The following is a 25365-nucleotide window of genomic DNA, read 5'->3' on the forward strand; positions in this document are numbered from 1 at the left end:
ATGCGCCATCGTCGCGGTATCGATCTGACCGGCGGCAACAACGACAACATGCCGCCGAAGCCGACAGGCATTTTTGTGCCGCAGCGGGACCACTCGGCGACCTTGGCCGATTTGCCGCAATGGTATGTCGTCGGTGCGCAATGCTGGCGCTGCAAACGCGTCGGCATGTTGGACAGGTGGGCGCTACAGCGCCGTTATGGAAAATTCCGTCCGATCATATCCATGGAACCGCTTTTGCGGTGCCTTGGCTGCGGCAACCGTGAGAAAAACAGTTTCGTTCTGGCGCGCGCAAAAAGGGACTGGCCATGAGCTATGAACCCACGCCCGGCACCTACGGTTATTTGTGGGCAGAATGCTACACCGTAACTGCATATTGCGACCCATGTAACCGCGTCGTCAAAGTCGATCTGGAAAAGATGCCTGCCGAGCAAAGCTACATCAATCGGCGCTGGCGGTGCCAGTATTGCCACGGGTTGGGACAGGCCAATCTAAGCCCGGATCATTCGCCGAGAGATTCGCCCGCCGCCAAACAGCACGATATAGAGCGGGCGCGCCGCACGGAGGTGCTAGCGCAACGAATGGCCCTTAAACGCAAAAAGCCGCCCGGCGAACCGGACGGCTTTTAATAATGTGGCACGGTATGCGGTTAACCCGCCATGCGCCGGTCAAACCACTTATGGAACAGCGCTTCTACACCACGCGGCCCGAGATAGGCCAGAAGTGCAATCAGCCCGGTGGATGCAGGTTGGCCGAGATCAGCATAGGCCGCAGCACTTTCCCCGATAACTGCCATGCCGAGCGCGACCGGCAGTTCCCAAAGCAGTTCGACGCCGAAGAACTTGCGGCGACCCTTGCGGGCCTCGTTGCCGTGCCACATGAAGCGGCCAAGCAGGGAGGCGATGATAGTGGTGAAAGCACCACCAACCCACGCATTCATCAATTCGATGAAAGAGGTGTATTTCTCCGGCATGTCAGCGCCCTTTTCCATGGCGGGCGCATTCGTCCCGGTTCCACACGTCGCCACCACAAAGGCCCACAACAGTCCTGTCGATTTTCCGTTGATCTTCCGGCGTTGCGCCTCGTACGCCGATCAAGTCAGTTCCGACCACCCGGCGCAGGCCGGATACATCGCCCGGCCCCGAAATCCCACACCCCGCCAGCGCAATCGTCAAAACGATAACGAGCGCTGTCCGCCCGATCCCCAGCCGCATTATTTTGCCTTTCAGTTTTTATAACCGCGCGATCTGTCGCATTGCGGTCGATGATGAGGATGCCGGTGGCGATGAGAGACACCGCCGCCAACCCGAGCGAAAGATAAAGTGCGGTTCTTGCCATCACACCGCGACCTCGCGACCAAGCAAACTATTGATCCGGCGGGCGAGGACATCGCGTTTGCGGTAGGCGATGATACCAAGCACGACCGCCGCAAAAAGAAGCGCGATCCACCCCCAGGGCAAACCGAGCGACCATGCGGCAAAACCGGAACCGAAGAGCGAACCTGCGCCGCCCTGCACCGCTTCTTTCGTGGCGGCAGCGTCACGACGCAGCTGCGACAAGGTGGCGGGACCAATAATCCCATCGGCAACAAGATGCGGGTGTGCAGACTGGTATGCCTTAACGGCGGCGGCGGTCTTTTCGCCCATCCAGCCGTCGATTGCGCCGGGATTGAAGCCCTTTGCAGAAAGGATCGCCTGCGCTTCCTTCACTACCGGATCGGGCTGCATCGGCGCAGTCTCTTGCGCGGAGCGCGGCACTCCTTCACCAACGCCCGTGTAGATGCCCTTTTCTAACAAAAGGGCTTCTTCCTTGCGCCTGCGAACGAGGCCGGGCAGCTTCTTGCCCCCTGCCGTATTGTAGTGGCTGGCGAGATAGTCCGCCGCCTGCTTTTGCTTTCCGGCGCGCCAGAATTTCGCCCACTGCCAATCCATGGCGCCCGTGCCAAGATTGAATATCGCCGACACTGCCGCATCCATTTCATGCTGTTTGCGCGCATTCGGCGACTTGGCGACCACCGCAGGCTCGAATTCATCCCGAAGCACTGCCGCGAAGATGGCATCCGATTGGGCTGACGTGAGTTTCGTTTTGCCCGGCACCAACTTTGTAATGCCGATCTTTTCCAGTTCGTGGCGAACTGATCGGCTTCGCATCGTGAAGCCGCGCCCGATGGTTGGAATACGGACAGGATCAAGGTAGCAGGTAAGCGGGTTTCCTTCATGAGCGCTCATAAAAGCGCGCCCACGCGGTGACGTGGTCACAACGGACATGGATATCTCCTTGAGATTTTGGGGAAGAATGGGAGGGCCGCGCCCTAGTTTTCGTCCGTCCGCCCGAAGCGGCGCGGTGTCAGGAATGAGGAAGGCGTGGCAGGCGTACCGGGCGCACTGTTCGGAGCGACCTTGCCGGTTTGTTTGGCGGCATCCGGGGCAGCGCTGGAACTGCCGCTTTCTGTGCCAGCCGATTTTTCGGTCGCGGATTTGCCATCGTAGAGCCTCCCCGAAACCGCCACCTCAAGACCGCCGGTTTTGGTGTACGCCGTTTTCGCCGTCTTGATGATGTACGGCACGCCGTCTACGCCGGGCCGGATATCGGCGAACAGCAGCGGCAGGCCCGCATCAATACCCGCATCGCCAATCACGGTGGCGGAAACCGAGCCTTCGCCTCGCTGCAATTCCTTGGCTTTCGCCTGCGCCGCCTTGTCGGCTTCGGCAGGAGATGCAAAAGGTTCCGGCAAACGATAAACGCTATCGCCATCTGCATCCGCATCCGCTTCGATTTCCACGCGTTCAGCCTTGTCGGAATCCTGATAGTAGGCCACGACCTTGCTGTATTTCGTGCGGTCGTTGATTTCGACTTTCAGGCTTCCGACCTTGATTTTCTCGGGCGTCAGGATGACGGAGCCGAGCGCCGCACCCGAAGCCGAAAGACCCGATCCAAGCCGGGTGAAAATCAGGCGCTTTTGCTTGACGGCGAAGAGGCCGTTATGACGTTCCGCAAGCCGCCGCAGGAAATTGATATTGCTTTCGTCCTGCTGCGCCAGCCATTCATATTGGAAGCCCGCAAGGTCGTCATCAACGGCGGGACTTAACCCGCTTTCGCTGGCGATCTGTGACAGGATATCGCCGAGCTTGGTTTTGTCCCATGACCTTTCCTGCCGCTCTTTCAGCTTTCCGCTGCGAAGATCCGCAGCCTTGCCGGAAATCGACATTTTATACGGCAGGCAATCGACATTGACTTTGTCCGCGGTGAAGACGCCTTTCGGCACGAGATCATCACCGAAACCCATCTTGACCGAAATGATTGCCCCCTTACGCGGGATCGCCAGAAAGTTCGGCGGGCCGTCATTCAGTTCAATATCTACCGTGTCGGATTTCATGCCCTCTTCGTCAGTGACGGTCAGGGAGAGCAAACGTTCATAAAAATGGCCTGCCACCGGCACGCCGTCGATACTCACTTCCACGCGCGGTTTCATGGTCAGTCCCAAAGGCTGGTCAACGGCTTCGCCGTGCTGGTGGAAGGAATGTCCGGCATGGTGACTTTCGTGCCGAGCGGAAGAACAGGCCCGAGCGACGCAAGACCCGGATTAGCATCTATGACGGCTTCGACCACTTTGGCCGTGCGCCCATAGAAAGCGAGGCAGGCGAGATCAACCGTCTCGCCCTGCCGCGTGGTGTAAATTGTCGCCATATGATCACCGGAAAAGTTCGGAGAGGAAGGATGCAGCCCGATCCACCAGGCTGCCCGCACTTGGCATTGTGCCGGAGCCAGAGCGCTTGAGCGTGATGGAATAGGCGTTGCGCCCTGCCTCGCCCCGGCGGTTAATGTAACTGCGGTCCTCTTCCACGCTTTGGACCGTAAACATGCCTTGGATGACCCCCTGCGCGGCATCGCCGGTCACAAGCATCATTTCAGTCCCGGCCATGGAAGCGGCAATGATACCGTCAAGCTGCGATTGCCCGCCAAACTCTTCGGGAAAAAGCACGCCGGAAATTGTTACTTCGTCGGACGTGGGGCCGGTCCATTGCTGCTGATTAAGGGTTTGGCCAACAGGCATATCCACCCAAGGCGTGTTCACCTTGCGTTTGACACCCTGATAGCCAAAGCCCAAACCCTCGAAGGCGAAGCCCCCGAGCATCATTGACGTTACGCCGGTCATTCTAATCTCACTTTCCGAAGATGACTCGACAATACGGGAGTCATCTGTTTTTCATTGCGCGAAGCAGGGGGCGAAATGAGCGAAAACGAACTTCTAATTTTATTCATTTTGGCAGCGGCAATTGGTGGCGCTTGGGGCGCGCGCAGTTCTGGCACCGAAGGATGGCGTGGCGCAGTCGTTGTTACCGTCTCAGCATTGGTCACGAGCGCGATATTCATCGCACTGGCAATCAATAACTCCCTGCTGTCGATATTGGTTAATATCGCTTTGGCAGGCGTGATCGGCGGAGCGCTCAAAATGGCACCCCGCCAAATTGCGGTGACAATTGTAGGAGCGCTTATCCTCTCATTTGTCGCGGCAGGACTCATAAGCCTGTTTGGATTTTCCGCACAGCGCAATTGAAGCTAGTCGCTAAAGGTGCCTTCTAGCTTCGACAGTTCACCTTCCAACTCCCGTACCACCTGCGATGCTGCCGCCTGCGGGTCCGCAACGCCGGTAATGCTTATCGGCGCGTGAATAGTTACATTTGGCCGTTGAGGATTGACCACCCGAACGTCTTGTGTTCCAGCAGGTTTGATCATTTCAGACATAGAAGAGGCGTCGATACGCACTGTTCTCATGCCTAAATCGTCAGCAGTTTTTCCGGGCAAAACATCGGTGGACCCGCCCCGTATGCCATTAGCGCGGGCTTGGACGGCGTTGTCCATGGCCATCTGTGAGTAAACCGAAGTTGGCGCAGGACGGCTATCTGATTGCGTCCACGATCTAGGGCTCCCCACATTTTTTTCTAGCCAATCGTTGTATCCGTCCCACCGCTTTTTGTTCTTCTCCATGAAATTCTGCATCTCGTCTGCCCCATCCGGCAGAGAATTAAGCAGAAACGCTGAGTTGAACAGATTGAGCAACCCGCCGGACCATGGTGCCGTCGTGGAGTTTTTCCGTGAGTTAGCACTACCTCCGTTCCCGGCTCCACGTGTGCTTCCCCCACCTCCGCCGGATCGCCCATCTACAATATCGGCGATTCCTTTCACCGCTTTCAAAGCCCCGAGCAAGGTACTTGCGCCGGACAGTACAAACAGCGCTGCCGCTAGTTTCCGAATGGTGCCAGCCAGCATGGAAATACCCATTCCCCACGCAAAAAGCTGGAAGCCGTAACCAGACATTTCGGCAAAAAACTTGGCGATAGGGTTATCCTTAATTGCATCGTTCAATTCGCGGATGGAAGCGCCCCATTCCTTCGCCCTCATGAAGATGGCCCCGATGCGGTCGGCGGCGTTTGGATCAACCGGACCAAGCAACAGGTCACCGAGATCGTTCATGAATTCCTTCATGCCGCCGGTATAACCGAAGCCCTGCGCAAACCCCTTCGTGAAATTCGTGATCTGGTCGAAGATCGTCACGCGGTTGCCGAGCGTGTCCAGCACCTCGCCAATGCCCTGCGCGCCCTCGCGGATGGTCGGCAACATGCTGTCACCGATTTCCGCAAAGACGTTCGAAATCTTGTTCCCGAGCAATTCCAGAACGTTTTGCGTGGTGCTGGCGCGCTGGATGTACTCATTGAATGCGGAGCCTGCATATTTCGTGCGGTCGGCCACACTGTCCAGCGCTTGATCCAGCAGCTTGATATTGCCGACCAGCGGCATGAAGGCGCGCGCTTCGTCGCCGAAGAATTCGGACAGCAAGGAAACCTGCTTGTCCTTCGGCGCTTTCGCAATCGCCGTCAGCACCTTGCGCATGGTGCCTTTCGCATCTTTCTGCATATCCTTTGCGATGGACGGCAGATGCAGCCCGAGTGCCTTGGCGGCGTCACGCTGCGACTTCTTGGCAAACTCGCCCTTCGTCAATGCGCGGATGACGTTCAACATAGCGGTTCCCGCCGTGCTGGCATCCGAACCGGCGGAGATCATGGCGCTACCCATGGCCGCGAGTTCTTCTTTTGCGAAGCCGCCCATTTCACCGAAGGAGCCAACCCGCAACATAAATTCGGTCACGTCCTTAGCCTTGGACGCCATGTTGTTGGACAGATAGTTGATGGCATCGGCCATGTCGCCCGTTTCGGCGACCGTCAAACCAAGCTGCGTTTTCAGCTTGGCAAGGCTTTCCCCTGCCTCACCTGCGCCGAGATCGAAGGCGATGCCGACGCGTGCGGCCATTTCCGCGAAGCTTTGCAAGTCTTCGGTCGCGATACCGCTTTCACCTGCGGCGGCGAACAGTGCGGCGATGTCATTTGCGGCCAGCGGGATTTCGCCCGACATGCGCCGGATGCTTCGGCGCATGTTTTCAAACTGTTCTTCATTGGCTTCGACCACCTTTTTCACGTCCGCAAATGCAGACTCGAAACTGATGGCCGCGCCCGCCGTCGCTTCCAGACCGCGCGTGACACCGAAGTAACCAGCGCCGAGCGCAACCGCCTGTCCGATCAAACCCCGCATTGGCGCGAAGGCGGAAGCGGATTGCGCCCGCAGGCCGTCCAGCGCACGCCCGATATGTAGCGCGGTGGCGCTTGCATCATCAATAAGCGAGATACGGAGGCTGCTTTGCTGGACACCCATGGTCATTCTCTCATGATTTTTCGCAACTCATTGGCCTTGTGGAAGTAAGCCAGGAGTTTTCGGGCGGGCCACCGCTCAATTATGTTGAGCGGTGTATGCGTGATATTTGCGACGTAGACGGCTACTAGCCGCCAGTCGTGTTCTTCTGGTCGTTTCCCAAAAGCGGTTTAGTCTTGGCGATGATCGCCTTGAAATCGCTGCCCTTGATCCGCTTGAATGCGGGTAGCGGCACATCGGAAATGAGGGCTAACAGCGTGACCATCCGCGCGAGGTCGGACGTGGTCTCGTCCGCCACAAGCAAATCGCCGACATCCGGTTCGCGGAAGGTCAGGTCGGTATAGGTCTTGCCGTCATGCTCGACCGGCTTGGCGAGCGTTGCAGAGATTGCGTCCATGGTTTCACCTGAAAAAATGGCCCGCAGAACGCGGGCCGGATTGGAAGTATTGGGAGAGAGTGGGAGCGCTAGCCGTTACAGCAGCAACGCGTTGCGGATATCGCCGAACTGCGAGACGCCACCGACCTTGAAATCAAAATCGTCCATCTCGTAGATTTGCTCGCCGTCGATTTCGAGCTTGTAATAGTTCACGTCCACGCCGTAGTCGTTTTCGGAAAGCTCGCCTGCCTTCCACGTCCCGGCGTCCGGCTTGTAGAGCCTGCCGCGAATGGTCATCACGGCGCTATGCGTGGTGCCATCTTCGTCCACCAGCGCCCCGGTGATCATGAAGGGCGTTTCCTCACCGATCTTGATGCCGTGCAGCTTCAAAATCTGCGGGTCCACGCCCGGCATCTTGAAGCTGAATTCCAGCGCGTTGTAACCGAGATGCACCTTGCGGGCCTTGATCATCCCGGCATTGCGGACATCCTCGCGGACGGCTTCGGGAACCGGCGGCGTGATATCGCCGATCTGCCCGAGCTTGCTTTGACGGTCCGCCCACAGCATGCAGTTCCGCAGGATGTAGGCGGGGAGAGTTTTTTGCGCCATGTGAAAAGCTCCTTACGCGGCGACCGAGAGCGCGCCGATTTCGATTGCCCCGTTCACCTCGTCAATCAGCAACTGATACCGGACGATGTTGCGGTGGGTGGTGATGTGGATTTGCTCCATGAGGCCAACCGGCTCGAATTCGACCCCAAGCAGGGTCTTGCCGTTGACCATCAAGGTCGGGTCGTTCTGGTCGGACAGCCAGACGCTGCCGCCGAGAATGTCTTCGTTCTTCGTGAAGACACGCATTGCGGCGTTGCCGTCTTCGATGAGCATCTTGAAATTGCCCTTAGTGGTCTTGCGATCCACATAGAGGAAATAGAGGTCTTCAAGAGACTCATTGATCATGTCGGCGGTGGCGCGCACACTGTCGAACTGCCACAGCGGATCGTCAATCGCGAGACGGCTACCCCACGTCCTGAAACCGCCGCGCTCATTGATGATCGTGGCGACCTGATTTTCGTTCAGGTAGTTGCTGTCATCAGGATAGGAGATCGTCCGAGCTACACCGTCGATGGTGCGAATGATCTTGTTCGACACCGACCCGGAGAAGCCTTCCGCCGACGCCACGACACGGGCGCGGACGCCAGCGAAGACAGCGGCGACAGGCTTCGTCACCGGCACGCCGTTGACGTTCTTGATCACCTTCGGATCAATGATCAGGATGCGCCCGCCGTTGACCGTCTGACGGAAGCGCACGGCTTCGGCGTCGGTCGTGTTCGGACCCGAGATATAGGCGCGCGCGCGGATTTTCGGGGTGACGGCATTGAGCGCCGAAACAAAGGGGTTCGCCACGTCGCCGACATTGGCGGTGGCGGTGGCCAGCACCTTGCCAGCATCAGCCCCGCCGCCCGTAAAGGTCAGGACAGGAGCTTGCGACATTTTCTTGCCGGGCGTGACGACCTTGACCGAAACAACTTTGTCGGCGTCGGTCCCGGTTCCCATCACAGCTTCCAGCGTCGGCAGCACCTTGCCGGGATCATTGCCACCGCCCGTCGCAGTGACGACCGGTGCTTCGGTCAGGTTATCGCCCTGCGAAGTCAGCGATACCGAAACAACGCCGTCTTCGATCCACGCGCCGGTATCTCCGGCGGTGATGATGACACGCGGCTGATAGCCGGTCAGGGCCTTGGCGCGGAGCGCGGCATAAAGGCCGGTCCGGGCCACCGGATCGCCAATCAAGTTGTTCTGCAGCGTGGCAGCATCGGCGCTTTCAGGGACACGGTTGACGATGCACCAAGAACCACCTTCATCGAAAACGGTGGTGATATCTTCCAGCAACGTTCCTGCCGCACCAAGCGCGGTTGCAGCCGTCAACGACCGCACGATCGTTGGATAGTTCAGAGGAAAGGCGGCAGGGTCCGCGTTCGGCGCGATGCCGTTGACGAAAGTGATGCCGCTGCGGGTCACGCGTGCGATTGCCGGGGAGTCGGCGCTTTCGACAAGCTTGACGCCATGATGATAGGACAGGTCAACCATTCGGCTGGTCTCCGTTGAAGGTTCCAAATTTTGAAGGAAGGGTTCCGGCTCACACCCGGACATGAGGGCGCGCACCGCCAGACAAGGCGGGGCGGGTTTTCAAAGAATGAGAGGCATCAAGGCCAGTAGGTTGCGTTGGTCGCAAAATCCGCCGGGATGGGGTTCATGTCTTTCAGCGCACGCGCTGCAAAGATATGAGCCTGCTTATGGGCCATTGCGGCCTGCCCCATGGCGAAGGTCGATTGTGCGTCAAGCGGATGCATTGTGTTGTCAGCAGCAATCCACACAAAGTCCTCGCCGCCGCCGTGCCAGCGATAATTGCCGGGTTGAGCACCAGCACTTATGGCAGAAAGTGCCGCAACTGACGCGCCTGCGATATTTTCGCGATCTGCACGGCGTGACTGGTAGAAGACGCCATTGAACGTGAAACCAGCAGAAATTCGACGGTCGCGTTCAGCATCAACCTCGCCTTCTGTCAGACTTGGCGGAACATATGGAGGGATATTATTCCCTTCCTCCTCCCATTCGGCAATCATCTGACGAAGGCGACTCGACATTTCGTCGGGAACATCCCACTTTTCGCCTTCGATAGTCGCACTGATCGAACCCGAGGCCGTGTATCCGTGAACCTCCATATCAAAGCTCCGAACTTAATTTCAGACTACCCAACGCGGCTTCTGTGTTGACGTTTCCCGGGTCGCAATACCAACGAGCTTGCGTTGTCGATCGCTCTTCCAGGATGAATGTATTTCCAGAATTCCAACTTATGTTGGGAGCCGTGCGCATCGCCGTACGAAAGAACACACTGACGCGACGTACAGATGCGCTACCACTGCCAGAGTAAGCGAAGAACGTGCCGTAATACTCCTGATAAAACCTCTCGCAAAGTGTTTGCTCAAGAGCATCAGGACGCGCGGAAAAGGGGTTCGGGTCGGCTCGCGCATCACCCTCCACGAGCGAAATATGCGCCAACGCGATTGTCGCATTAGGGTCTGTATTCAACCACTCAAACAGGACCCACAAGGCATCATCGCCATTGCTGCCGAAGGTTTTTGCCGCAAGTTTTCCGAGCGTGAAAACAAGATCGAACCTTTGTAAGAGGCCCCCTCCAGCGAAAACAAACTCGGTGGGTCCTTGGTATACCTCCGTTGCGGATGGCGCACCGCCTGTGCCGAACCTCTGCTGAAGATTCCCCCGGATTTTGGTCGCGGCGGTAGCCCTTGCCCAAATCGTCAGGGTGCAAAGCGACCCTGCCAGTGTCCGCGCACCCTCTATCTTGTGTAAAAGATAAGAGGGGGCAGAACCGGCAACCGTTCGCGTCCACGCAAGTGCGTACTTGTCGACAAACGGAAGGCTGTCATCGGCAATAAAATCAGATCGCGACACGGAATTTGAAGAACCCGCCCCCGGTTCAAGCCGCCACATATCAGCCGTGTAACCGGATGTAGTGAAGGGACCAGGACCCTTTTGCCAGATGGGAAGGCCACCGTTGATGAGTTTATTGCGGTGACCAGCCAGAACGCCCCCGCCGATGTTGGCGATAACCTGTCCCTTTTGGGCCAAGCTTAAATTCTGCGCCTCATCAAAACCAACCTTCTTATCCAGCGCAGTCTTTTGCGCGTCACTCACCGGCTTGTCTTTGTCTGCCGTGTTGTTGAGCTTATCCAGCCCGACATCACTTTTAGTAAGTTCGATATCCCCGGACAGTTCTTTACCGTTCACCTTTCGAGTGTTCGGCACCTTGCTGCCAAGGCCATCCGTCAGAGCCTGCGCCGTGGCGTAGAAGGCGGGCAACTGCCCGCCAAACTTGAGCGTATCGGGTGCCTTGCCACCGATAATGATCTGGTCAATTTGCTCCTGTGCCAGATTGATTGCCGCTTGAAGGCTGGCGATCTGCGGGGCGACATTGACTTGAATGTAGTCAAGCGAGGCCTGAATACCCTGCGTCATCAACGTCTCGAAGGATGCTTCCAACTGTTCGCGGGCAACCAGTCGCGAGTGAAGATCGGCCATCGTGCTATTCCACAATGGCCGATCAATGAGCGTCTTGGGGTAGGATGGAAGCTGATAACCGTCAGACCTCTCTGGCATAGTCCAGCACCTCGTCACCTTCCTGCTCGATGATCGCCGCGACGACCGCTCCGCGCATGGTGATTTCGTTCAGCGGCTTGTAGGTGAAAGCTCCGCGCTTCACAGGGCGCGTAAGCTTCACCTCATAGGATTTGTCCGTGTCGATCTTGAAAGCCATGGGAACCCCCTAGAGTGCAGCAATGAACGCGTCCTGCACGAACGGCACGGACACGACATTCGTGGTGGCGGCGGCAGGGCGCATGCGTGCGGCGTTGGCAGCAGCGCCCAGCGTGTAGGTTGAAAGGTAGGTCCGGCGCGTCGGCACCTGTGCGTCAACGGTGACTTCCGTTGTGTCAGGATTTATCACCGCGTTGCCCACCATGATGGCGGGTGTGAAGGTGTGGCGCTCCGGGTCGAAGCTATCCAGCGTGTATTGCGTCTGGATATGCGTTGTCGCAAACCCGAACTGGAAGCTTTTGGTGACGGCCCGCATGGTGCTGCGGTTTCTCGAAACGCGAGAGACTGCTTTTTGGTCAAGCTGGATCATTGGCTGCAAGTCAGCCGTTCCCATCATGACCATGCGCAGTTCCACCGAAGCCGGAAGACCAACAAGCGGGTTCGTCGCCGGGTCCCCGTCATCCAGTTCCGTCCAGACTGTCGAACCGGAAGGCCGGATTTCCCATCCGAGTGTACAGCCGCCCGGCACCCATCCGGCAAACAGCATGTCGATTTGCGTCATGCCGTCCGCGAGGTTCAAAGCCTGCATCGGAATAACTGTGCGCGGGCTATGATAACGAGCAGCATTGAGCCGGAAGCAGATATCCGTTTCGGTCGAACCTTGCGAAAACGCGCCGTCCGTTGTCAGGAATTGCGTGCCGCCCGTGTACTTGTTCGACGCCGAGACATGCAGCGCATGCGCACCAGTCGTTACGGTCACGAACGCGTAGCGCTTCCCGCTTTCAAGCAGCGTGATAGGCAAAACAACCTTATTCCAGCCAACAACAAGATCGGCGTGGGTCAACTTGCCCTGCGCCAGAACAGCATCAAATCGCGGCATGCCGCCCGTGGTAGTTTCCACGATGAAGACATGCACATCACCATCAGCGCCGACGCGGGCAAACGACAGGTCGAGACTGGTCAACTGCATCGGCTGCGCAACGAGGAGGGACTGTCCGTAGATGGAGCCGTTCACGCCCACATCTTCGGTGACGTATTCCCAATAAGGCTCGTTATAAACCTCATAACGTAGCTGCCGGACACCATACTGTGAATGCCCATGGTTGCGGGTGTAGACGTCGACCACTTCGAAGGTCTCGCCACCCACGTTCAGCATTTCTCCCACGCGGGCGTCTTCACCGAGGCCGGACCATCCAGCCTGATTTTCGCAGGCCCACATCGTCGGCCCGTAGGTGATGCGGACACGGGACACTTCCTTTCGGACAAGAGTGGTTTGCGTATGCACCAACTGCGAAATATTCAGTGTTCCGTCCAGCGAGGTGTTGGCAATACGCGTTACCTCTTCGAAGGCTGGCACCATACGGCGACCACGAAAGGCAATCTTCGGATCATCTTCCGCCTGCACCTCAAGCCGCGCCTGCACTTCGGCTGCAAAACCGAACCGAACGCCTTCTTCAATGCGCGCCAGCCAATCCACGTTGGTCATGTCCCAACGGTCTTTGATAAGCGCGTTATCGAAGACGAAGGCACGGGCCTCGTCCGGCAGGTCGACTTTCAGCCGGGCAGCACCAATATCGCGCTGCATCTGGCGAATGACTTCACGGCGGGGGATTTCCGTAAGCTTCGCCTGAATATTGACGATCTGCGTTTCAATCGTCTCGGTTCGCATGAAAAGGCCATCAAGATCGACTTCCAGAGCCGTAACACGTCCTTCCACTTCATAGAGTGTTTTCACGCGGTCGCTATTGCCTGGTTCAATGGCGTTGACGCCGGAAGAGGTCAGCAGCACAAAGGCAATGCAAGCATCTGTGGCATCCACCACCGGCTTGACGGGAACCGGGTTGGCTTCACCTTGCTGCACGATCAACTCGACAACGCGGCGAATAGTCTTCGGCGTCGTGCGGTTGACGATGACGCTGGTTTCCGGATCATCGGACGTTTCGAAAGGCCGCGTCGCCATGTCGATAACTTCCTTGCCGCGCAGCAGTACGGCAACCCAACGCTGATCTGATGCAGCAGCCGGGATATGAAGTTGCAGGTTCACATCCTTCGGCGCTACCTGCGCGTAGACGATTTTCCCGGCGACGTAGCGACCGGCAGAAACCGTGATTTCCTGCGCCGATTTGCGTGCGACAGTAAACGCGGCCCAATGGGCAGGATAGCCAATAGCATTCTGCCAAAGATCATCCGTCGCGGCCTGCGCCTGCAAACCGATGTTTTCGAAATCAGCGTGATCGGCGATTTCAGCTTCTGCAAAGGAAGTGCGCTGCATGTGTCGTTACCCTCAATCCAGCCGCTTGCGATCCATGTAACCGCCGATGGCATGGCTTCCGTCGATGAAAATATTGTCGTTAAAGGTGATGCCGCGCCGCCATGCGAAGGACACCGAATAGAGCGTTTCCGGCGTCTTGGCGGTCGTCATCGCGCGCTTGGCGCGGCGGATAGGTTCAAGGTCAACCGCCGTCATCGCCGCACGCCCGAAGGCGCTGCGGCCAATCTGGAAGCGGTTCTTCGGTGCTGCCAGCGTGACGCGGACAAGGTAATGCGCAACGAAAGGCTGGTGCGCTATCGGTGTGCGACCAATCACCGCCCGCCCGAAGGTGAAGCGGTTCGGATGGGCGATGCGATCCACGATTTCCGCATCCACAAACGCAAGGTAGCGCTTCAACCCGGCAAGCGTGCCTTTCAGCACCGCCAAAGGTGACGCGGGATAGAGCGTCGAAACCCCGGCGGATTGCGCAATCATTTCCCGCTTGCGCTCTTCGGTCCAGTCGTCAAACCAGAGATCGACCGAATGATGCACGGCAAGCCATGGCAGGAACCGTGCGGGCGTCTGGTACGGGTCCATCAGCACCGCAAAGGGTATCGGTAGATCGTCCGACATACCGGCGGCGAGCGCCTTTTCGAATGGCTCCGCCGATGAGGGCAGCAGCACGCCTACGTCGCTCATGCCCGCACCTCGACAGTGATGTTAAGGCTGGTCATCACCGGCACCTTGTAGGCGTCGGGCTGGATGACAACCGGCGCGAGGTCGCGGACCCTGATAACGCCGTCACCAAAAGCAGCCCCTGAAAATAGGGCTTCGGGAATTTCACCGCCAATCAGAATGCGGGCGGTCGCCGCTGCGGTGACACGCTTTTCCGCTTCCTGCCGGACGATATCGGCAGACGGCCCCACAGCCGGAATTTCAAGGACGAGGGAGACCGCGTATTCGGTACGCCCAGCAGACATGACCGAAATGGCGACCGCTTCCGGCGCACGGTTCGGGTTCGTTACCGACGCCCGGACAGCGTCCAGCTCCAGGACGGTCGGAAGCCTGCCCATGGGGCCGATGACAACAACGTCCGTATCACCGCGACGGCCATGGACCGCCCGGCCATTCACCCGCGCGTCCCAAAGCCCAAGGGTCTTGTCGGCAGATTGCGGCCAAGCCGTCCACGCATCATAGAGGTAGCGACCGGCAGAACCGGCGGACGGCAGATCGTAAGACAGCAGATAGCGGCGCAACAGTGCGTCATCGCCCTCCACAATCGCCGCTGCATTCGCGGTTGCGGCAACCACGGTCAGGCGGACTATGTTCCGGTTTGCGGCGATGGCATCCAGATTGGAACCCTTCGCATAGGCCGCGAGAAGCGCGCGGAAGGTGTCATTGACATTCTGCCGGTCCAGAAGACGGAGGTAGGACCAAGCTTCACCGACGACGCCCGCAGGGTCCGTTTCGAGATCCTGCACGTCATATTCCGGTAGCGACGGATTGACCGCCCGCAGCGTGTTCCAGAATGCAAGGAACCGCACCTTGAACTCGCTATAGAGCGTTTCGAAATCCAGCGGGCTAATCGCATCGGGCAACGGCAGGCGGGAAACATCAATCGTCGTCGGTGCGTAAATCGCCATGGTCATTTGCCCGGATAAATGACGCGGACGCTGGCGCTCTCCGCAATGGAGTAATCGCCACGATGGCCGCGAGGATAATAGGTGCCGAAGATATCCAGCGCGATGACGCCATTGGCATCCGCTTGGGTCACGCGCCCGGCTGTCATGCGGAAGCGCGGTTCCCATTCAAGGATTGCGGTTGCTGCGGCGGAATAGAGCGCAAGCACGTTCCGCCGCGTCATCTTGCTGTCTATGAAATCAGGAACATTGCTACCGAAGGTCCGGCGCATGACGCGCGAGCCTTTCGGCGTTTTCAGGATTTTGCGGATTGACTGCTGCGTATGCGGCCAGTCATTCAGCGGCGCGCCGGTCTGCCCGTTTACGCCGGTTGAGCTTGCCATGGGCGCTATCCTCTTTTTCAGGGAGAACGACATTGCCGAAGGGCGGAGCAAGCTCGCGGGCTTCGTCGTCGGTCAGGGGGATGGTTTCGCCAGCCGACCGCCAGCGCCCGGCGATCTCGCAGCCGGTTCGAACCTTGTAGTTTTTCATGGGGTTTCCTCAGTCCACCGCGAAGACTTTTTCCGAGCCTTCGACAATCGGCCACATACCAGCGGATGAGCCGCTTGCGACGTGCACCTTGTCGCCGATCCGGGCGACCTGCTTACCGCCGTCCCCGCCAAGCTGTACGTTGGGCGATTCAACAATCACCTTCGGCGACGTGACTTTTGCCTGTCCCGCCGACGCCTCAATCACGGTATCGCCGATCTTGATATGAAACGGCGTGTTGCTGTTTTCGCGGGCGTTGTCGTCGCTGTAGGTAGAAAAATCTATCTGCGCATCGGTCATGTCACCGTTTTCGGAAACAACATCCACCTGTTCGCCGACGCTGTAGAGGACATCCACCTTGACGCCACCGGCAGCAAGGGTCCGCGCCTTGATCCATGGCGTTAGGTACGGCTTGCCCGCCTGTTCCGACAGCTTGACGCGATATTTCGACTTGTCGTCACTGACTTCCGCAATCGTACCCTTGCGCCGCCGGTTGCGGTTCCGGCGCTCAAGTTCGGCCATGCGGACATAAAGTTCCGTGATCTGGTCCACCAAACTAGCCATCAGGGCGACCCCTCGTAAGGCGTGATCAACATGGCGTCGGCCTCGTCATGGATAAGACCGTATCGCCGCATTGCCGTTTGCAATTCGCTGGCATCACCGGAAAGATGCGCCCGCATGAGGGCGATCTTTTCCGCCATGGACGGATCATTCGGAACAAGGTCGCTTTCGCACTTCAAAAGGAATTTCGCGAAAGGAGAGCCGGGATTTAGCGGTTGCCCGCACAATGGTTCGGCCACCATATTGGCGGTGATTTTCAGTTGGTGCGCGGCAAGCCGCACGCCGTTCGTATCGCCGCTTATGCGCGAGCGCGATGCGGATTGAAACGACAGACAGAGAGAGCGGAAGATTTCCGCCCATTCGTTGTCGGGGTCATTGAGGGCATCGCCGGTCTGGCGAAGCGCCATATCAAGGTGAAACTCAAACGTCGCGTCTGTCGCGGGCATCCCGAGAATAACACTTTCGTCCGTCTCGGCATCGGTGACGGCGTGCGCCGTGGTCACGCCAGCCTCAAAAACGATATCGAGTTGCCCCGGCGATGCCAGCGAGCGAAGCTCCAGACCTTCCATCAATTTCGAACCGTCAGTATAAACGGAGATGAAAGGCTTATCCTTATCCGTCCGCAAAGAGCCATCGGCAGCGATATCGAGCACGCCAATTTCGCTATCCAGCACGTTTTCGCCAACGACCGTATTGCCCTTGGTCGCCTCCACGGCAGAGATGCGGGCGGCAAAGCGAATGAAGGACATAGAGGCTCCTAAATCTCTTTCAGGGCAACAGCGATAAGGTTGCTATGCCGGTCACTGACAAAATCGACCAACCAAACGGGTTCGCCCGCCCGATCCATTGCCCGCACCTTGTCTCCGGTTTTCAGCGCCGGGCCTTCGTAGGTCGAGCGGTCAATGAACAACACAGCATCCGCCGCAGCGAAGCGGACGCGATGGGGGCCGCTAGCGGCATTGCCAGCGGGTCGCGTTGAGTCGTCCTCTGTGTGCAGAGCTTCGCAGCGGATGACAATTTGCGGGCGGTCCGGGTCCGTCTTGCCGTTCACCAAGAACGACAGGCGGACCGTCTCGCCAAAAGCGCCGCCAACCTTCCGGTCAACGGCAGCTTCCAGTTTTCGCCAATCGACCATGTTACTGGTCAACCAGCACTTCGCCGAAATCGGACGGATTGATTGCAACAGCGGCAGCAAAACCGACTTTGGTGTTTGCACCGCCATTGTCGGCGGTCGTGGTCTTAGCACCGTCCCAATACAAGATAGCGCCTTCGGTCCAAGCCTGTCCGTTCGTCTTTGGCAGCGTGAAAAGACCCTTGCGGGCGATGTTGACGCGCTCGCCCGCCTTGGCGGAGAACTCCGCAACGCCAAAGAGCTTGCCGACAAGTACGCCGTCGCCGGATTTGACATCGGCAGGCGCGGTGACTTCCACCGTATCGGCGGGGCCTCGATAATTTTTCATGGTGATCTTCCTTGCGATCAACGTGACGGGAGAGGAAGAGCCGGGCGGCTCTCCCAACGAAGTCAGGCGGGCGGCTTACTGGCCGGGGTTGCGATAACCGAAGCGGAAATCGGTCGCGCCGCAACCGAAGTCGTGTTCCACGGACATGCTGAAACCCTGCGACCCGAACGGTTCATCCATACGAACGCGCGGAGCCTCGTAACCTTCGAGGTAACCCCAACGATAGTTGGAGCCGGTCGCCGGATCGGCAAAAAGATTCCAGGAGTTGTCACCGATCTGCGAGGTTTCCACCAGTTCGAACTTGCCGGAGAAGATGTTGACGGTGGAAACCGTGGCGGGCGTAATCGAAGCCAGCAGCTTTTCCGCTTCGGTCAGCTTGTTGGGGCCGACCAGCATAATACGGGCCGGGTTTGCCAACATCGGTTTCTTGTCAATCGTCTTCTGCTGGCTCATCGCCTTGCGGCCATCACCCACGCTATCGACCGTGATGGCCGAACCCTCTGCGGCAAGGTTTTCATGGTCGGCGTGGAACACGGCCTTGCCGTCTGCCAGCTTGCCGTTGAAAGCACCGGCATAGAAGGTGACTTCTTCGAACAGGGCGACGGACGCGCCATAGCTCGTCAACAGTTCGGCGATGGCGCCAAGATCGTCATTGATGAGCATCTGCCGGCTGATATTCAGGGCGATGGCGTAGCTGAAAGCCTGCACGGCTTCCTTGCCTTCGCCGAACGAACCGAACTTGATCTTGCCGTTTTCCAGAATCTTTTCCAGCATCGGGAAATCGCCGGTCTTAACGACCGTATCCGGGCGAAAATCGCGGAAGTTCTTCTTGCGGGCGAACCGCTTGAAGGTGGGCTGCGCCAGCGCATAACGCTGTTCCAGCGTGCGGTTAACAGCACCTTCGAAGATAACAGGGAAATCCGAAGTCGAGTGCGCGGCGCGGCTGAAGATATTGTCGATATCGCGCGCGTTCAGCATGCGCCGACCATGATAGTTCACGCAATCGGCAGCGATATCGACCAGCCCTTGGCCCATGTACTGACGGGCGGCGGCAGACGGGCCAGCCTGTGGGACCGGCGCGCCGAGACCATAGGCTAGCGCCTCGACACGGGCCGAACGGGTGGTATCGGCTTCGTCGTTACCGACCTGCACGCGAACGCGGCTGTCGGTCGGGGCGGTGCGCTCATTGGTCACCATGTGATCCAGCAGCAGGCCCCGGAAGCTGTCCAGCGAAGTGCCGGAGCGGATATGGTCACGCGCGAAGTCAGGAAAACCCGCACGCGCCGCCAGATCATCGATAGTCGTCACGCGCTCGCGTTCGGCACGTTCCGCATTCTGCGCAACAGCCTGCGGCGTGGTGTTGACAGGCGTGGGAGCCGTACCGCCTCGCTCCGCAGTTTCGAGCGTTGCAATCCCGGCGCGGACGCCATCCAGTTCGGCAAGAATGTCCGAATGCTCTTTTTCGATGGCGCGGGCGGCTTCATCGGAAAGCCCTTCCACCAGTTCCTTGCGCTTGTTTTCGGCACGCGTCGTCAGGTCGGCGGCGGTCGCCCGCAATGCCAGCAGTGCCGGGCTGGCCTGATAGACATGATCCAGAATGCCGCGCGTCTGCACGAACGCATCGTGGCTCATGAGCGAGGCCGCGTGGGAAGGGTCAGCGGAAAGAATGGTGAAGGCAAGACCGAAGCAGACGATTGCGGCGACGGTCGCGAAAACATATGCAGCCTTTTTCATGGCGTGCGGTTCCTTTTGTATTACCGGGAAGGACAAGCGCCGTCGCCCTGCATCCCCGGTGGAAGTCAGGCGGCGAACTGAAAAAATGGAATCAGTGTCAGCCGAAGCGGCGTTCGGCTTCGGCCATGCGCATGCGAGCGGCCCGAAGGTCGAGACATGCCGCAGACTGGATAGAGAGGGGGAACGTGGCTTCGCTGGATCGAACCTGCGCGCCGGGATCGGCGGGAACGGTCACAAAAGAAATCTCGTTCGGCGTCCAGCGCTCTACGAAAATCTTTTCAACCTCGCCTTTCTTCGCCGCTTCCTCCACCCGGATTTTATCGATGGAGTAACCCACCGACACATTCTTGATGATCTTGTCAGAGACCAGCCCGAACATGCGGTCGGCGGCGAGGTCAATTCCGGCCTTCGGGAAACGGATGGTCGCCCATCCTTCACTTTTTTCGATCCACGCCCGTTCAACAACGGCGATCTGCGAAAAGGTGGACCACCGGGAATGGCTGTCCAGAACCGGCGCACCCAAATTCATGCGTGTGAGGTCCAGCGCCCGTTCGCTAACGACAAGGACTTCATCGAACGGGACAGCCGTGTCCCATCCGGTATAGCGCAGGCGGCGTACCGCAGCGCCGGTCGTGAATACCAGCGTCACGGTGCGCGCCTCTTCATCGATAGAACCGATATTGAGGTCTTGTCCGCGAACCTGCATCGGCAGGGAGGCGGGCGCTTTGCGCAGTTCAAGTTTCGTCATCGTCGGGGTCCTTGTCGTCGTCTTCCGACTTGTCGTCGGGCGGGTCGTCGGTTTCGTCCCGCTGTTGCACCTGTCCGGCCTGAGACATCCGCCGGGGGTCGCTGTCGAGAACAAGCTTCCGCTTGTCGATCTTGGCAGCGTCGGACGCGATTTCGTCCAGCACCTCATCCGGGTTTTCGCCCATCTCGGCGATGACGCTGGACAGGGAACGGAAGCCCGACCGCACTTCCTTGATGCGGGCGTTCACGTCTTTCAGCGGGTCGGCGGAATAGAAGCGCGGCGGCGACCATTCCACGGCAACCTTTGGGGTCTTGATGATGCCAGCGAAGTAAGCCGCATCGCAGAACCAGTCCCAAATAGGCTGCAACACCATTGGAATGAGGATCAGCCATTGAACGGCGGATATGGTCCGCCGAAAGCCTTCCAGCCCGATCTTGCTCGACGAATAGTTCACCTTGTCCAGCCGACCCGACATGATGGCATAGGGAACCCGCCAGCCCGCCGCGATGGTATGCAGCATGGAAGACTTGTAGGGATCATAGCTATCCGTCACCGCTGGTTGCGAGAACTCTATGCCCCGGCCACCAACGGCATTGTAGAACATGCCGGGTTCGAATTTCTCGACGCGCCTGCCGTTGACATCATAAATGCCCGGCTTTGTCGGACTATTATCTGCCATGGGCATGCCAAGCTGGTCGCCTTCGTCGCCGCCGGTCATCACACCGACAAGGCAGGCTTCCAGCCGCTTGCGCGTTAATTCCGCCTGTTCGTAGGACGCAAGATCGTAGGTGTCGGCCATCGCTGGCGTACCCCACGGCGCTCCCATCACCTGCGTTCGCTGCTTTTCGAAAGCATGGGCAATGTCGGAAGCGGGAACGGGCTTCGAAACAATCGTGGACTTCGGGTCAAAGAAGCTGTTGCCCGGATGCGAACCGAACATCCAGTAGGCGCGCTTCCTGCCGATGGCATCAAATTCGATGCCTTGGATGATCTTGCCGCCATCGGAAAGGACGCCTTCCTTGGTCGTGTCGATCAGGTCCGATTCAAGAACCTGCAATTGCAGCGGGACCGGCAGGCCATCTTCCAGCCTGCGGCGGCGGCGGCGCACAATGCCGTTGCCGCTTTCGAACATTTCACGGGCCGTCAGGTTGACGATACCGTTGAAATCAAGATCGCCGTCCGCATCACAAACCTTGCTCCACTCCGCAAAAAGCTTGTTCAGCTTCTTGTTTTTCGAACGGGGAATGATCCCGTCACCGATGGCGTGGGTGACAAGTTCGTGGATAGCCTTCGCAGCATAGGGATTGTTGCGGGCGAGATCGCGCATGCGGTTGCGCAGAGTCCGACCGGCGCGCGCAATTTCCGCGTCCGCCGATGTTGATGGTGCGTGCCTGCCGGATTTCAGGCGGCTGGTATCTGCGCCAGCGTATGCGCGTGACATGATTTCCAGCGCGGCGCGGTGCTTTACCCGCCGAAGGCCAGCTTCGGGCGAGAAGTAACCAATGGTCCGGTCAAGAACGGTAGCGAGGCCCATCAGTCGAGCGCCGCGTAAATGGTGCGGGAGCCGCCCGACCGGTTGGATTTGAGGGCAGCAAGTGCCTCCCTCATGTCTTTGAGAGAGTGATATTCCACCTCGCGGCGCGTGCCGCCAGAGTGGAATATCACCTTTCGCGCGCCCATTGCGATTGCATCTTCAAGCGCAGCAATTTGATCGTCTGTAGTCGCCATTATGCAAGCCACTCCGGTTTCGCGATTTCTTGTGTGTAGGTAGCGACCGCCGGTTCCGGCGGTGTCGAAAGCTCGCCCTCGCGGTGCGCCCAATTGGCATTGACCATCTGGCGGGCGGCGAAGGCGTATACCGTGCAGTCAAGCGCTTCATGGCGTCGGCCTGGTATCGGAACGAACTGGCGGCTTGGCTGGCCGCGCAGATAGCGGACTTCCATCTTTTCGCCCGCAAGCTGCTCGTACCAAACTTCCGGCAAGTCCTTCGAAAACCGGATTGATTTGGGCCGGGCCAGCCTTCCGAAAATGTGGCTCTTGATACCGTCCACGCCGACGATGAAAAGGCGTCCGCCCTTCACGTTCGTTTTGGAGCGCTCAATCCATGGCCGATTGCCAGCCGCTCCCTTGATCGCCAGAACGCGGCGATTGAAGCGCGGGAACGCGAAGCGATAGACTGTTTCCATCGTCTCGCCGTCCGAGCTATCGACGCAAACGGCATCGACCTTGATCTTGCCGCCAAGGGGATGATCCCATTGCGTCGTCAGGGCAACGTCCAGTTCGGCCCATGTGGTATGGTCATCATAGCGACCCCACACAACGGTATGGCCGAGAACATAGGGGATACCCTCTTTGTCCCAACCGACGAAGGTTGCTTCCAGACGATCATCCTGCACGTCCACGCCGACCGTGATAATCAGCACTTGGACCGGGATATTTTCCAACCCGAAATCTTCGGCGCGGCCTGCAAGCTCGATATCGTCCAGTTCGTCGCCGTCCTCTTTCCACCCTTGGGCAAGAATGGTGTTGACGAAGGTTTGCAGTGTCGAAGGGTCGTTTTTGACCGTGACGAATTCGCGCGCCAGCCGCCCCCAGGAGGCGTTAGGCAAAAGCGAAATCAGGGCATTCATGCGGAAACCGGCATGATCCTTGATTTCCGGTCGAAGCGCGCGCCAGCGCCCATTCGCCACCATGCCCGGCTTGTGCCGTTCATCCACCACCGAACCGCACTCGACGCAAACATAGTACGCCTTTTCCGGTTCACCTTCGGGCCAATGGATATCGGCCCATGTGATTTCATGGAAGTGACCGCACTCGGGGCAAGGCACCTCATAAATGCGCTTGTCCGATTGCTCGTAGGCCCGCAGCACGTAGCTGGTCGCCTCGTAGACCGGCGTTGAACCCATCACAATCTTGCGGTCAGCGAACGACAGCGTGCGGCGTTCTGCCAGCAGGATCGGCGATCCTTCCTTCGTCGCGTCCATGCCGTCCGCCTCATCAATGAAGAGGATACGGACATTGTGACGGCGCAGGTTACGCGGAGCCTTGGCGGCAATGACTTTCAGAAAGCCACCCGGAAAGCGGCGGGCAAGGAGGGTATTGCGCCCGCCTTCGCTGGTGTCGCCGGTCAACAGGCCGCGAAGCGCTGGCGAGGCGTCGAAAATCGGTTCAACGTCCGAAACCATGTAGTCGCGGCAGTCGGCCTCTGTCGGCAGAAGCGAAAGGATCGGCGACGGATCGTTCGAACAGAAACTTGCCATGGCGCTGGTCAGCAGCGTCGTGAAGCCGACACGGACCGGCTTGACCAGCGTAACCCGCTCGATTGCCGTATCACCAATGGCGTCGGCGATTTCTTTCTGCGGAGGCCAAAGCCGCACCTTGCCGGTCAGCGATGAAACGCCTTCCGGCAGATGGACGGTATGTTCAATCCATTCCGACAGCCGAAGTTTCGGCGGCGGCAACAGGCTGTCCCATACCGCTCGCCGCAATGTCGTCAGCGCCGTTGTCATCGTCCTCGTCACCAAGTTCGGTAAGCGCCGACCGGATTTCTTGGCCGATCAGGTCCACATCGTAGGTCGTGAGATGCGGGAGCATCTGACGACAGCGCGAAGGCACCGACAGAACAGCGTTGCGGATGCGTCGGCCTATCGAAACCCATTCGTTCCGCACGTCCGTCATCGAAACCATTTCGCGGCGCATGGCTGCGTTTTTCATGGCTGTCTGGTCGGCCTGTTCGCGCGCCAGTCGAGCGCGTTCGGCAGTAAGAACATCCGCGCCGTCACCACCGCGACCGGCAGCAACGATGCGCAAATGCTCACAGTAGAGTTGGATGGATTGGCGGAGATCAAAGCGATTCCGTTCTGTCTTCACCACGATTCCACGCTCTACGAAATCCGAGACCGCGCGCTTCGAAACCTTCAGGAGTTCCGCCAGTTCGGATGCGGTGATTTCGATATCGAGCGGTTGCTTTTCCGGTTCGGCAGGTGCCGTTTCGTTAAGCAGCGGGAGGCTTTCGCCAGCTTCCGCATGTTTCTTGTGCGATTTGGCCGCGAAACTCGGGCTGACGTTGAACTTTGCCGCCGCTTCCCGAACGGTGTGGCCCTCGTCCATGAAGGCCACGACCTGTTCACGCAACTCGTCAGGATAGCTCTTTGCCATCTGATTCCGATTCCATCGAAAGGGCGGTGGAACCCCCCTATAATTTTCTTCACAGAGCGAAATCCCGCAGTCGCCCACACCCGCTACTTGGCCTCTTTTGGGGGAGGACCCGACCGAGGGGGGCATGGGGCGGGTCGAGGTCGGGGGTCGGGGTGGCCGGTCAGGGGACCAGCTTGGCAAGGGCGGCTTCGACCCGCTCTTTCAGCAAGGGCGCTGCTATGCGCTGGAATGCTTCGGCTGTCGCGCCGCTGGTCATTTCCTTCGGGATGAAAACGCCCGAGCGGGCGAAGGTGATCTTCGTGCCGGAGCGGTTGAGCCGGTAATAGGCATGGCCGTTGAACTGCGACACCGGCTTTCGGTCGGGGAACTGTCCACCGCGCAGGAACGCGCCGGGATAGAGCGTCGGCTTTCCGAATGGTCGAGCCACGACACCGGCTTCGGTTTCCTTCGGGCGCAGATATTTGAGGCGAATGTTGCCGCCCCGCGTGGTCATGTCATAGACGTAGCGGCCCGGCTTCGCGGTTGCCGGATTGCCGATGGCCTTGACGATGGTGGCGCGCGGCAAGCCCGTCTGTTTCGTCAGTTCGCGGATGACAACGGTTTTTGTCCTGTTGCCAACCTGATTGACGATACGCGGCAGAACTGTCGGGAAGCGCCGTTTGAGTTCCGCTATCCGGTCGCCGTATTCCGCAAGATTGCGGTCGGCCCATTTCATGGACAGAACAGCCATCGTCAGATTATCCCGGAAGTTGCCTACACCCTATGCAAACGAAAAAGGCGACCGGGTTAGGGTCGCCTTCGCTCAAGTCCGCCGATGATATAGCTGTCGCACTGGCCTTGAATCGGTCTCTCTGGCGAGAGGGTCAAGGCAGGGT

General features: G+C 58.7%; 32 protein-coding genes. 3 read left to right on the plus strand and 29 right to left on the minus strand.

Going from position 1 to position 25365, the window contains the following annotated elements; all coding sequences use genetic code 11:
* On the plus strand, window positions 1–309 hold the full coding sequence (locus FB593_RS07155; protein WP_111797784.1) for a hypothetical protein: 309 nt from the start codon (window positions 1–3) through the stop codon (window positions 307–309).
* Window positions 306–626: a hypothetical protein gene (locus FB593_RS07160; RefSeq protein WP_145166412.1), complete on the plus strand. Its 321-nt coding sequence runs from the start codon at window positions 306–308 to the stop codon at window positions 624–626. Before FB593_RS07155 ends, FB593_RS07160 begins: the two co-directional genes overlap by 4 nt.
* Window positions 627–646: 20 nt before the next feature.
* Here FB593_RS07160 and FB593_RS07165 read toward each other — a convergent pair whose 3' ends face one another.
* From FB593_RS07165 to FB593_RS07190, 6 genes are all read right to left on the minus strand, one after another.
* Window positions 647–970: a phage holin family protein gene (locus FB593_RS07165; RefSeq protein WP_112401880.1), complete on the minus strand. Its 324-nt coding sequence runs from the start codon at window positions 968–970 to the stop codon at window positions 647–649.
* Window position 971: 1 nt separating this feature from the next.
* Window positions 972–1211 carry a hypothetical protein gene (locus FB593_RS27810; protein ID WP_112401879.1) on the minus strand — a complete coding sequence of 80 codons (240 nt, stop codon included), beginning with the start codon at window positions 1209–1211 and terminating at the stop codon, window positions 972–974.
* A 123-nt stretch (window positions 1212–1334) separates the two neighbouring features.
* Window positions 1335–2264: a glycoside hydrolase family protein gene (locus FB593_RS07175; RefSeq protein WP_145166413.1), complete on the minus strand. Its 930-nt coding sequence runs from the start codon at window positions 2262–2264 to the stop codon at window positions 1335–1337.
* 44 nt (window positions 2265–2308) lie between these two features.
* Entirely contained in the window at window positions 2309–3469 is a 1161-nt protein-coding gene (locus FB593_RS07180) for a phage late control D family protein (protein WP_112401877.1), read from the minus strand.
* Window positions 3470–3471: 2 nt separating this feature from the next.
* Window positions 3472–3684: a tail protein X gene (locus tag FB593_RS07185; RefSeq protein ID WP_112401876.1), complete on the minus strand. Its 213-nt coding sequence runs from the start codon at window positions 3682–3684 to the stop codon at window positions 3472–3474.
* A gap of 4 nt (window positions 3685–3688) precedes the next feature.
* A complete protein-coding gene (locus tag FB593_RS07190; RefSeq protein ID WP_112401875.1) occupies window positions 3689–4153 on the minus strand; it encodes a phage tail protein in 465 nt (154 codons plus the stop codon).
* Between the two features lie 75 nt (window positions 4154–4228).
* Here FB593_RS07190 and FB593_RS07195 point away from each other — a divergent pair, with 75 nt between their 5' ends.
* Window positions 4229–4555 carry a hypothetical protein gene (locus tag FB593_RS07195; RefSeq protein ID WP_112401874.1) on the plus strand — a complete coding sequence of 109 codons (327 nt, stop codon included), beginning with the start codon at window positions 4229–4231 and terminating at the stop codon, window positions 4553–4555.
* 2 nt (window positions 4556–4557) lie between these two features.
* On the opposite strand, the gene FB593_RS07200 is transcribed toward FB593_RS07195, so the two are convergent.
* The 23 genes from FB593_RS07200 to FB593_RS07305 form a co-directional block, all read right to left on the minus strand.
* Window positions 4558–6705 (minus strand): phage tail tape measure protein, encoded by a 2148-nt coding sequence (locus FB593_RS07200; protein ID WP_145166414.1) that lies wholly within the window; start codon window positions 6703–6705, stop codon window positions 4558–4560.
* A 124-nt stretch (window positions 6706–6829) separates the two neighbouring features.
* Window positions 6830–7099, minus strand: a complete 270-nt coding sequence (locus FB593_RS07205) for a phage tail assembly protein (protein ID WP_112401872.1) — start codon at window positions 7097–7099, stop codon at window positions 6830–6832.
* A 75-nt stretch (window positions 7100–7174) separates the two neighbouring features.
* Complete coding sequence (locus tag FB593_RS07210; RefSeq protein WP_080810748.1) at window positions 7175–7687, minus strand: phage major tail tube protein; 513 nt, start codon at window positions 7685–7687, stop codon at window positions 7175–7177.
* 12 nt (window positions 7688–7699) lie between these two features.
* Window positions 7700–9163, minus strand: a complete 1464-nt coding sequence (locus FB593_RS07215) for a phage tail sheath subtilisin-like domain-containing protein (protein WP_145166415.1) — start codon at window positions 9161–9163, stop codon at window positions 7700–7702.
* Window positions 9164–9279: 116 nt separating this feature from the next.
* Window positions 9280–9798, minus strand: a complete 519-nt coding sequence (locus tag FB593_RS07220; RefSeq protein ID WP_112401870.1) for a DUF4376 domain-containing protein — start codon at window positions 9796–9798, stop codon at window positions 9280–9282.
* 1 nt (window position 9799) lies between these two features.
* Window positions 9800–11176, minus strand: a complete 1377-nt coding sequence (locus FB593_RS07225; protein ID WP_112401869.1) for a hypothetical protein — start codon at window positions 11174–11176, stop codon at window positions 9800–9802.
* 61 nt (window positions 11177–11237) lie between these two features.
* On the minus strand, window positions 11238–11411 hold the full coding sequence (locus FB593_RS27475) for a hypothetical protein (RefSeq protein ID WP_186447892.1): 174 nt from the start codon (window positions 11409–11411) through the stop codon (window positions 11238–11240).
* A 9-nt stretch (window positions 11412–11420) separates the two neighbouring features.
* Window positions 11421–13682 carry a hypothetical protein gene (locus FB593_RS07230; protein ID WP_145166416.1) on the minus strand — a complete coding sequence of 754 codons (2262 nt, stop codon included), beginning with the start codon at window positions 13680–13682 and terminating at the stop codon, window positions 11421–11423.
* 12 nt (window positions 13683–13694) lie between these two features.
* On the minus strand, window positions 13695–14360 hold the full coding sequence (locus tag FB593_RS07235) for a phage tail protein I (protein ID WP_145166417.1): 666 nt from the start codon (window positions 14358–14360) through the stop codon (window positions 13695–13697).
* Entirely contained in the window at window positions 14357–15304 is a 948-nt protein-coding gene (locus FB593_RS07240; RefSeq protein ID WP_321186262.1) for a baseplate J/gp47 family protein, read from the minus strand. Before FB593_RS07240 ends, FB593_RS07235 begins: the two co-directional genes overlap by 4 nt.
* Before the next feature lie 2 nt (window positions 15305–15306).
* On the minus strand, window positions 15307–15684 hold the full coding sequence (locus FB593_RS07245) for a GPW/gp25 family protein (protein ID WP_145166418.1): 378 nt from the start codon (window positions 15682–15684) through the stop codon (window positions 15307–15309).
* A complete protein-coding gene (locus tag FB593_RS07250; protein ID WP_112401865.1) occupies window positions 15635–15832 on the minus strand; it encodes a hypothetical protein in 198 nt (65 codons plus the stop codon). Before FB593_RS07250 ends, FB593_RS07245 begins: the two co-directional genes overlap by 50 nt.
* A gap of 9 nt (window positions 15833–15841) precedes the next feature.
* Window positions 15842–16393 carry a phage baseplate assembly protein V gene (locus tag FB593_RS07255; RefSeq protein WP_145166419.1) on the minus strand — a complete coding sequence of 184 codons (552 nt, stop codon included), beginning with the start codon at window positions 16391–16393 and terminating at the stop codon, window positions 15842–15844.
* A complete protein-coding gene (locus tag FB593_RS07260; protein ID WP_145166420.1) occupies window positions 16393–17139 on the minus strand; it encodes a hypothetical protein in 747 nt (248 codons plus the stop codon). Before FB593_RS07260 ends, FB593_RS07255 begins: the two co-directional genes overlap by 1 nt.
* An 8-nt stretch (window positions 17140–17147) precedes the next feature.
* Window positions 17148–17612 (minus strand): hypothetical protein, encoded by a 465-nt coding sequence (locus tag FB593_RS07265; RefSeq protein ID WP_321186263.1) that lies wholly within the window; start codon window positions 17610–17612, stop codon window positions 17148–17150.
* Window positions 17527–17850: a DUF2190 family protein gene (locus tag FB593_RS07270; RefSeq protein WP_145166421.1), complete on the minus strand. Its 324-nt coding sequence runs from the start codon at window positions 17848–17850 to the stop codon at window positions 17527–17529. Before FB593_RS07270 ends, FB593_RS07265 begins: the two co-directional genes overlap by 86 nt.
* 75 nt (window positions 17851–17925) lie before the next feature.
* Window positions 17926–19584 carry a hypothetical protein gene (locus FB593_RS07275; protein ID WP_145166422.1) on the minus strand — a complete coding sequence of 553 codons (1659 nt, stop codon included), beginning with the start codon at window positions 19582–19584 and terminating at the stop codon, window positions 17926–17928.
* Between the two features lie 97 nt (window positions 19585–19681).
* A complete protein-coding gene (locus FB593_RS07280) occupies window positions 19682–20332 on the minus strand; it encodes a hypothetical protein (RefSeq protein ID WP_112161066.1) in 651 nt (216 codons plus the stop codon).
* The gene (locus FB593_RS07285) at window positions 20319–21866 is read right to left on the minus strand and encodes a phage portal protein (RefSeq protein WP_145166423.1); all 1548 of its coding nucleotides are present in this window, start codon (window positions 21864–21866) and stop codon (window positions 20319–20321) included. The genes FB593_RS07280 and FB593_RS07285 overlap by 14 nt, the downstream gene beginning before the upstream one ends.
* Window positions 21866–22060 (minus strand): phage head-tail joining protein, encoded by a 195-nt coding sequence (locus FB593_RS07290; protein ID WP_003513776.1) that lies wholly within the window; start codon window positions 22058–22060, stop codon window positions 21866–21868. Before FB593_RS07290 ends, FB593_RS07285 begins: the two co-directional genes overlap by 1 nt.
* A complete protein-coding gene (locus FB593_RS07295; protein ID WP_112401856.1) occupies window positions 22060–23841 on the minus strand; it encodes a phage terminase large subunit family protein in 1782 nt (593 codons plus the stop codon). The genes FB593_RS07290 and FB593_RS07295 overlap by 1 nt, the downstream gene beginning before the upstream one ends.
* Window positions 23756–24490 (minus strand): MerR family transcriptional regulator, encoded by a 735-nt coding sequence (locus FB593_RS07300; RefSeq protein ID WP_186447893.1) that lies wholly within the window; start codon window positions 24488–24490, stop codon window positions 23756–23758. Before FB593_RS07300 ends, FB593_RS07295 begins: the two co-directional genes overlap by 86 nt.
* A 160-nt stretch (window positions 24491–24650) precedes the next feature.
* Window positions 24651–25220: a hypothetical protein gene (locus FB593_RS07305; protein ID WP_145166424.1), complete on the minus strand. Its 570-nt coding sequence runs from the start codon at window positions 25218–25220 to the stop codon at window positions 24651–24653.
* Window positions 25221–25365 lie beyond the last annotated feature (145 nt).

The organism is Rhizobium sp. SJZ105 (assembly GCF_007828365.1).
GTDB lineage: Bacteria > Pseudomonadota > Alphaproteobacteria > Rhizobiales > Rhizobiaceae > Agrobacterium > Agrobacterium tumefaciens.

What these genes read in the sequence shown, in the direction of transcription:
- FB593_RS07195 (WP_112401874.1), top strand. Translation starts at nt 4,229, where the DNA reads ATGAGCGAAAACGAACTTCTAATTTTATTCATTTTGGCAGCGGCAATT.
- FB593_RS27810 (WP_112401879.1), bottom strand. Translation starts at nt 1,211, where the DNA reads ATGCGGCTGGGGATCGGGCGGACAGCGCTCGTTATCGTTTTGACGATT.
- FB593_RS07165 (WP_112401880.1), bottom strand. Translation starts at nt 970, where the DNA reads ATGCCGGAGAAATACACCTCTTTCATCGAATTGATGAATGCGTGGGTT.
- FB593_RS07160 (WP_145166412.1), top strand. Translation starts at nt 306, where the DNA reads ATGAGCTATGAACCCACGCCCGGCACCTACGGTTATTTGTGGGCAGAA.
- FB593_RS07190 (WP_112401875.1), bottom strand. Translation starts at nt 4,153, where the DNA reads ATGACCGGCGTAACGTCAATGATGCTCGGGGGCTTCGCCTTCGAGGGT.
- FB593_RS07185 (WP_112401876.1), bottom strand. Translation starts at nt 3,684, where the DNA reads ATGGCGACAATTTACACCACGCGGCAGGGCGAGACGGTTGATCTCGCC.
- FB593_RS07210 (WP_080810748.1), bottom strand. Translation starts at nt 7,687, where the DNA reads ATGGCGCAAAAAACTCTCCCCGCCTACATCCTGCGGAACTGCATGCTG.
- FB593_RS07235 (WP_145166417.1), bottom strand. Translation starts at nt 14,360, where the DNA reads ATGAGCGACGTAGGCGTGCTGCTGCCCTCATCGGCGGAGCCATTCGAA.
- FB593_RS07300 (WP_186447893.1), bottom strand. Translation starts at nt 24,490, where the DNA reads ATGGCAAAGAGCTATCCTGACGAGTTGCGTGAACAGGTCGTGGCCTTC.
- FB593_RS07295 (WP_112401856.1), bottom strand. Translation starts at nt 23,841, where the DNA reads ATGACAACGGCGCTGACGACATTGCGGCGAGCGGTATGGGACAGCCTG.
- FB593_RS07260 (WP_145166420.1), bottom strand. Translation starts at nt 17,139, where the DNA reads ATGTCCTTCATTCGCTTTGCCGCCCGCATCTCTGCCGTGGAGGCGACC.
- FB593_RS07215 (WP_145166415.1), bottom strand. Translation starts at nt 9,163, where the DNA reads ATGGTTGACCTGTCCTATCATCATGGCGTCAAGCTTGTCGAAAGCGCC.
- FB593_RS07265 (WP_321186263.1), bottom strand. Translation starts at nt 17,612, where the DNA reads ATGGCGGTGCAAACACCAAAGTCGGTTTTGCTGCCGCTGTTGCAATCA.
- FB593_RS07285 (WP_145166423.1), bottom strand. Translation starts at nt 21,866, where the DNA reads ATGGGCCTCGCTACCGTTCTTGACCGGACCATTGGTTACTTCTCGCCC.
- FB593_RS07220 (WP_112401870.1), bottom strand. Translation starts at nt 9,798, where the DNA reads ATGGAGGTTCACGGATACACGGCCTCGGGTTCGATCAGTGCGACTATC.
- FB593_RS07245 (WP_145166418.1), bottom strand. Translation starts at nt 15,684, where the DNA reads ATGGCAAGCTCAACCGGCGTAAACGGGCAGACCGGCGCGCCGCTGAAT.
- FB593_RS07240 (WP_321186262.1), bottom strand. Translation starts at nt 15,304, where the DNA reads ATGGCGATTTACGCACCGACGACGATTGATGTTTCCCGCCTGCCGTTG.
- FB593_RS07305 (WP_145166424.1), bottom strand. Translation starts at nt 25,220, where the DNA reads ATGGCTGTTCTGTCCATGAAATGGGCCGACCGCAATCTTGCGGAATAC.
- FB593_RS07255 (WP_145166419.1), bottom strand. Translation starts at nt 16,393, where the DNA reads ATGGCTAGTTTGGTGGACCAGATCACGGAACTTTATGTCCGCATGGCC.
- FB593_RS07225 (WP_112401869.1), bottom strand. Translation starts at nt 11,176, where the DNA reads ATGGCCGATCTTCACTCGCGACTGGTTGCCCGCGAACAGTTGGAAGCA.
- FB593_RS07270 (WP_145166421.1), bottom strand. Translation starts at nt 17,850, where the DNA reads ATGAAAAATTATCGAGGCCCCGCCGATACGGTGGAAGTCACCGCGCCT.
- FB593_RS07250 (WP_112401865.1), bottom strand. Translation starts at nt 15,832, where the DNA reads ATGAAAAACTACAAGGTTCGAACCGGCTGCGAGATCGCCGGGCGCTGG.
- FB593_RS07275 (WP_145166422.1), bottom strand. Translation starts at nt 19,584, where the DNA reads ATGAAAAAGGCTGCATATGTTTTCGCGACCGTCGCCGCAATCGTCTGC.
- FB593_RS07155 (WP_111797784.1), top strand. Translation starts at nt 1, where the DNA reads ATGCGCCATCGTCGCGGTATCGATCTGACCGGCGGCAACAACGACAAC.
- FB593_RS07230 (WP_145166416.1), bottom strand. Translation starts at nt 13,682, where the DNA reads ATGCAGCGCACTTCCTTTGCAGAAGCTGAAATCGCCGATCACGCTGAT.
- FB593_RS27475 (WP_186447892.1), bottom strand. Translation starts at nt 11,411, where the DNA reads ATGGCTTTCAAGATCGACACGGACAAATCCTATGAGGTGAAGCTTACG.
- FB593_RS07175 (WP_145166413.1), bottom strand. Translation starts at nt 2,264, where the DNA reads ATGTCCGTTGTGACCACGTCACCGCGTGGGCGCGCTTTTATGAGCGCT.
- FB593_RS07205 (WP_112401872.1), bottom strand. Translation starts at nt 7,099, where the DNA reads ATGGACGCAATCTCTGCAACGCTCGCCAAGCCGGTCGAGCATGACGGC.
- FB593_RS07290 (WP_003513776.1), bottom strand. Translation starts at nt 22,060, where the DNA reads ATGGCGACTACAGACGATCAAATTGCTGCGCTTGAAGATGCAATCGCA.
- FB593_RS07280 (WP_112161066.1), bottom strand. Translation starts at nt 20,332, where the DNA reads ATGACGAAACTTGAACTGCGCAAAGCGCCCGCCTCCCTGCCGATGCAG.
- FB593_RS07200 (WP_145166414.1), bottom strand. Translation starts at nt 6,705, where the DNA reads ATGGGTGTCCAGCAAAGCAGCCTCCGTATCTCGCTTATTGATGATGCA.
- FB593_RS07180 (WP_112401877.1), bottom strand. Translation starts at nt 3,469, where the DNA reads ATGAAACCGCGCGTGGAAGTGAGTATCGACGGCGTGCCGGTGGCAGGC.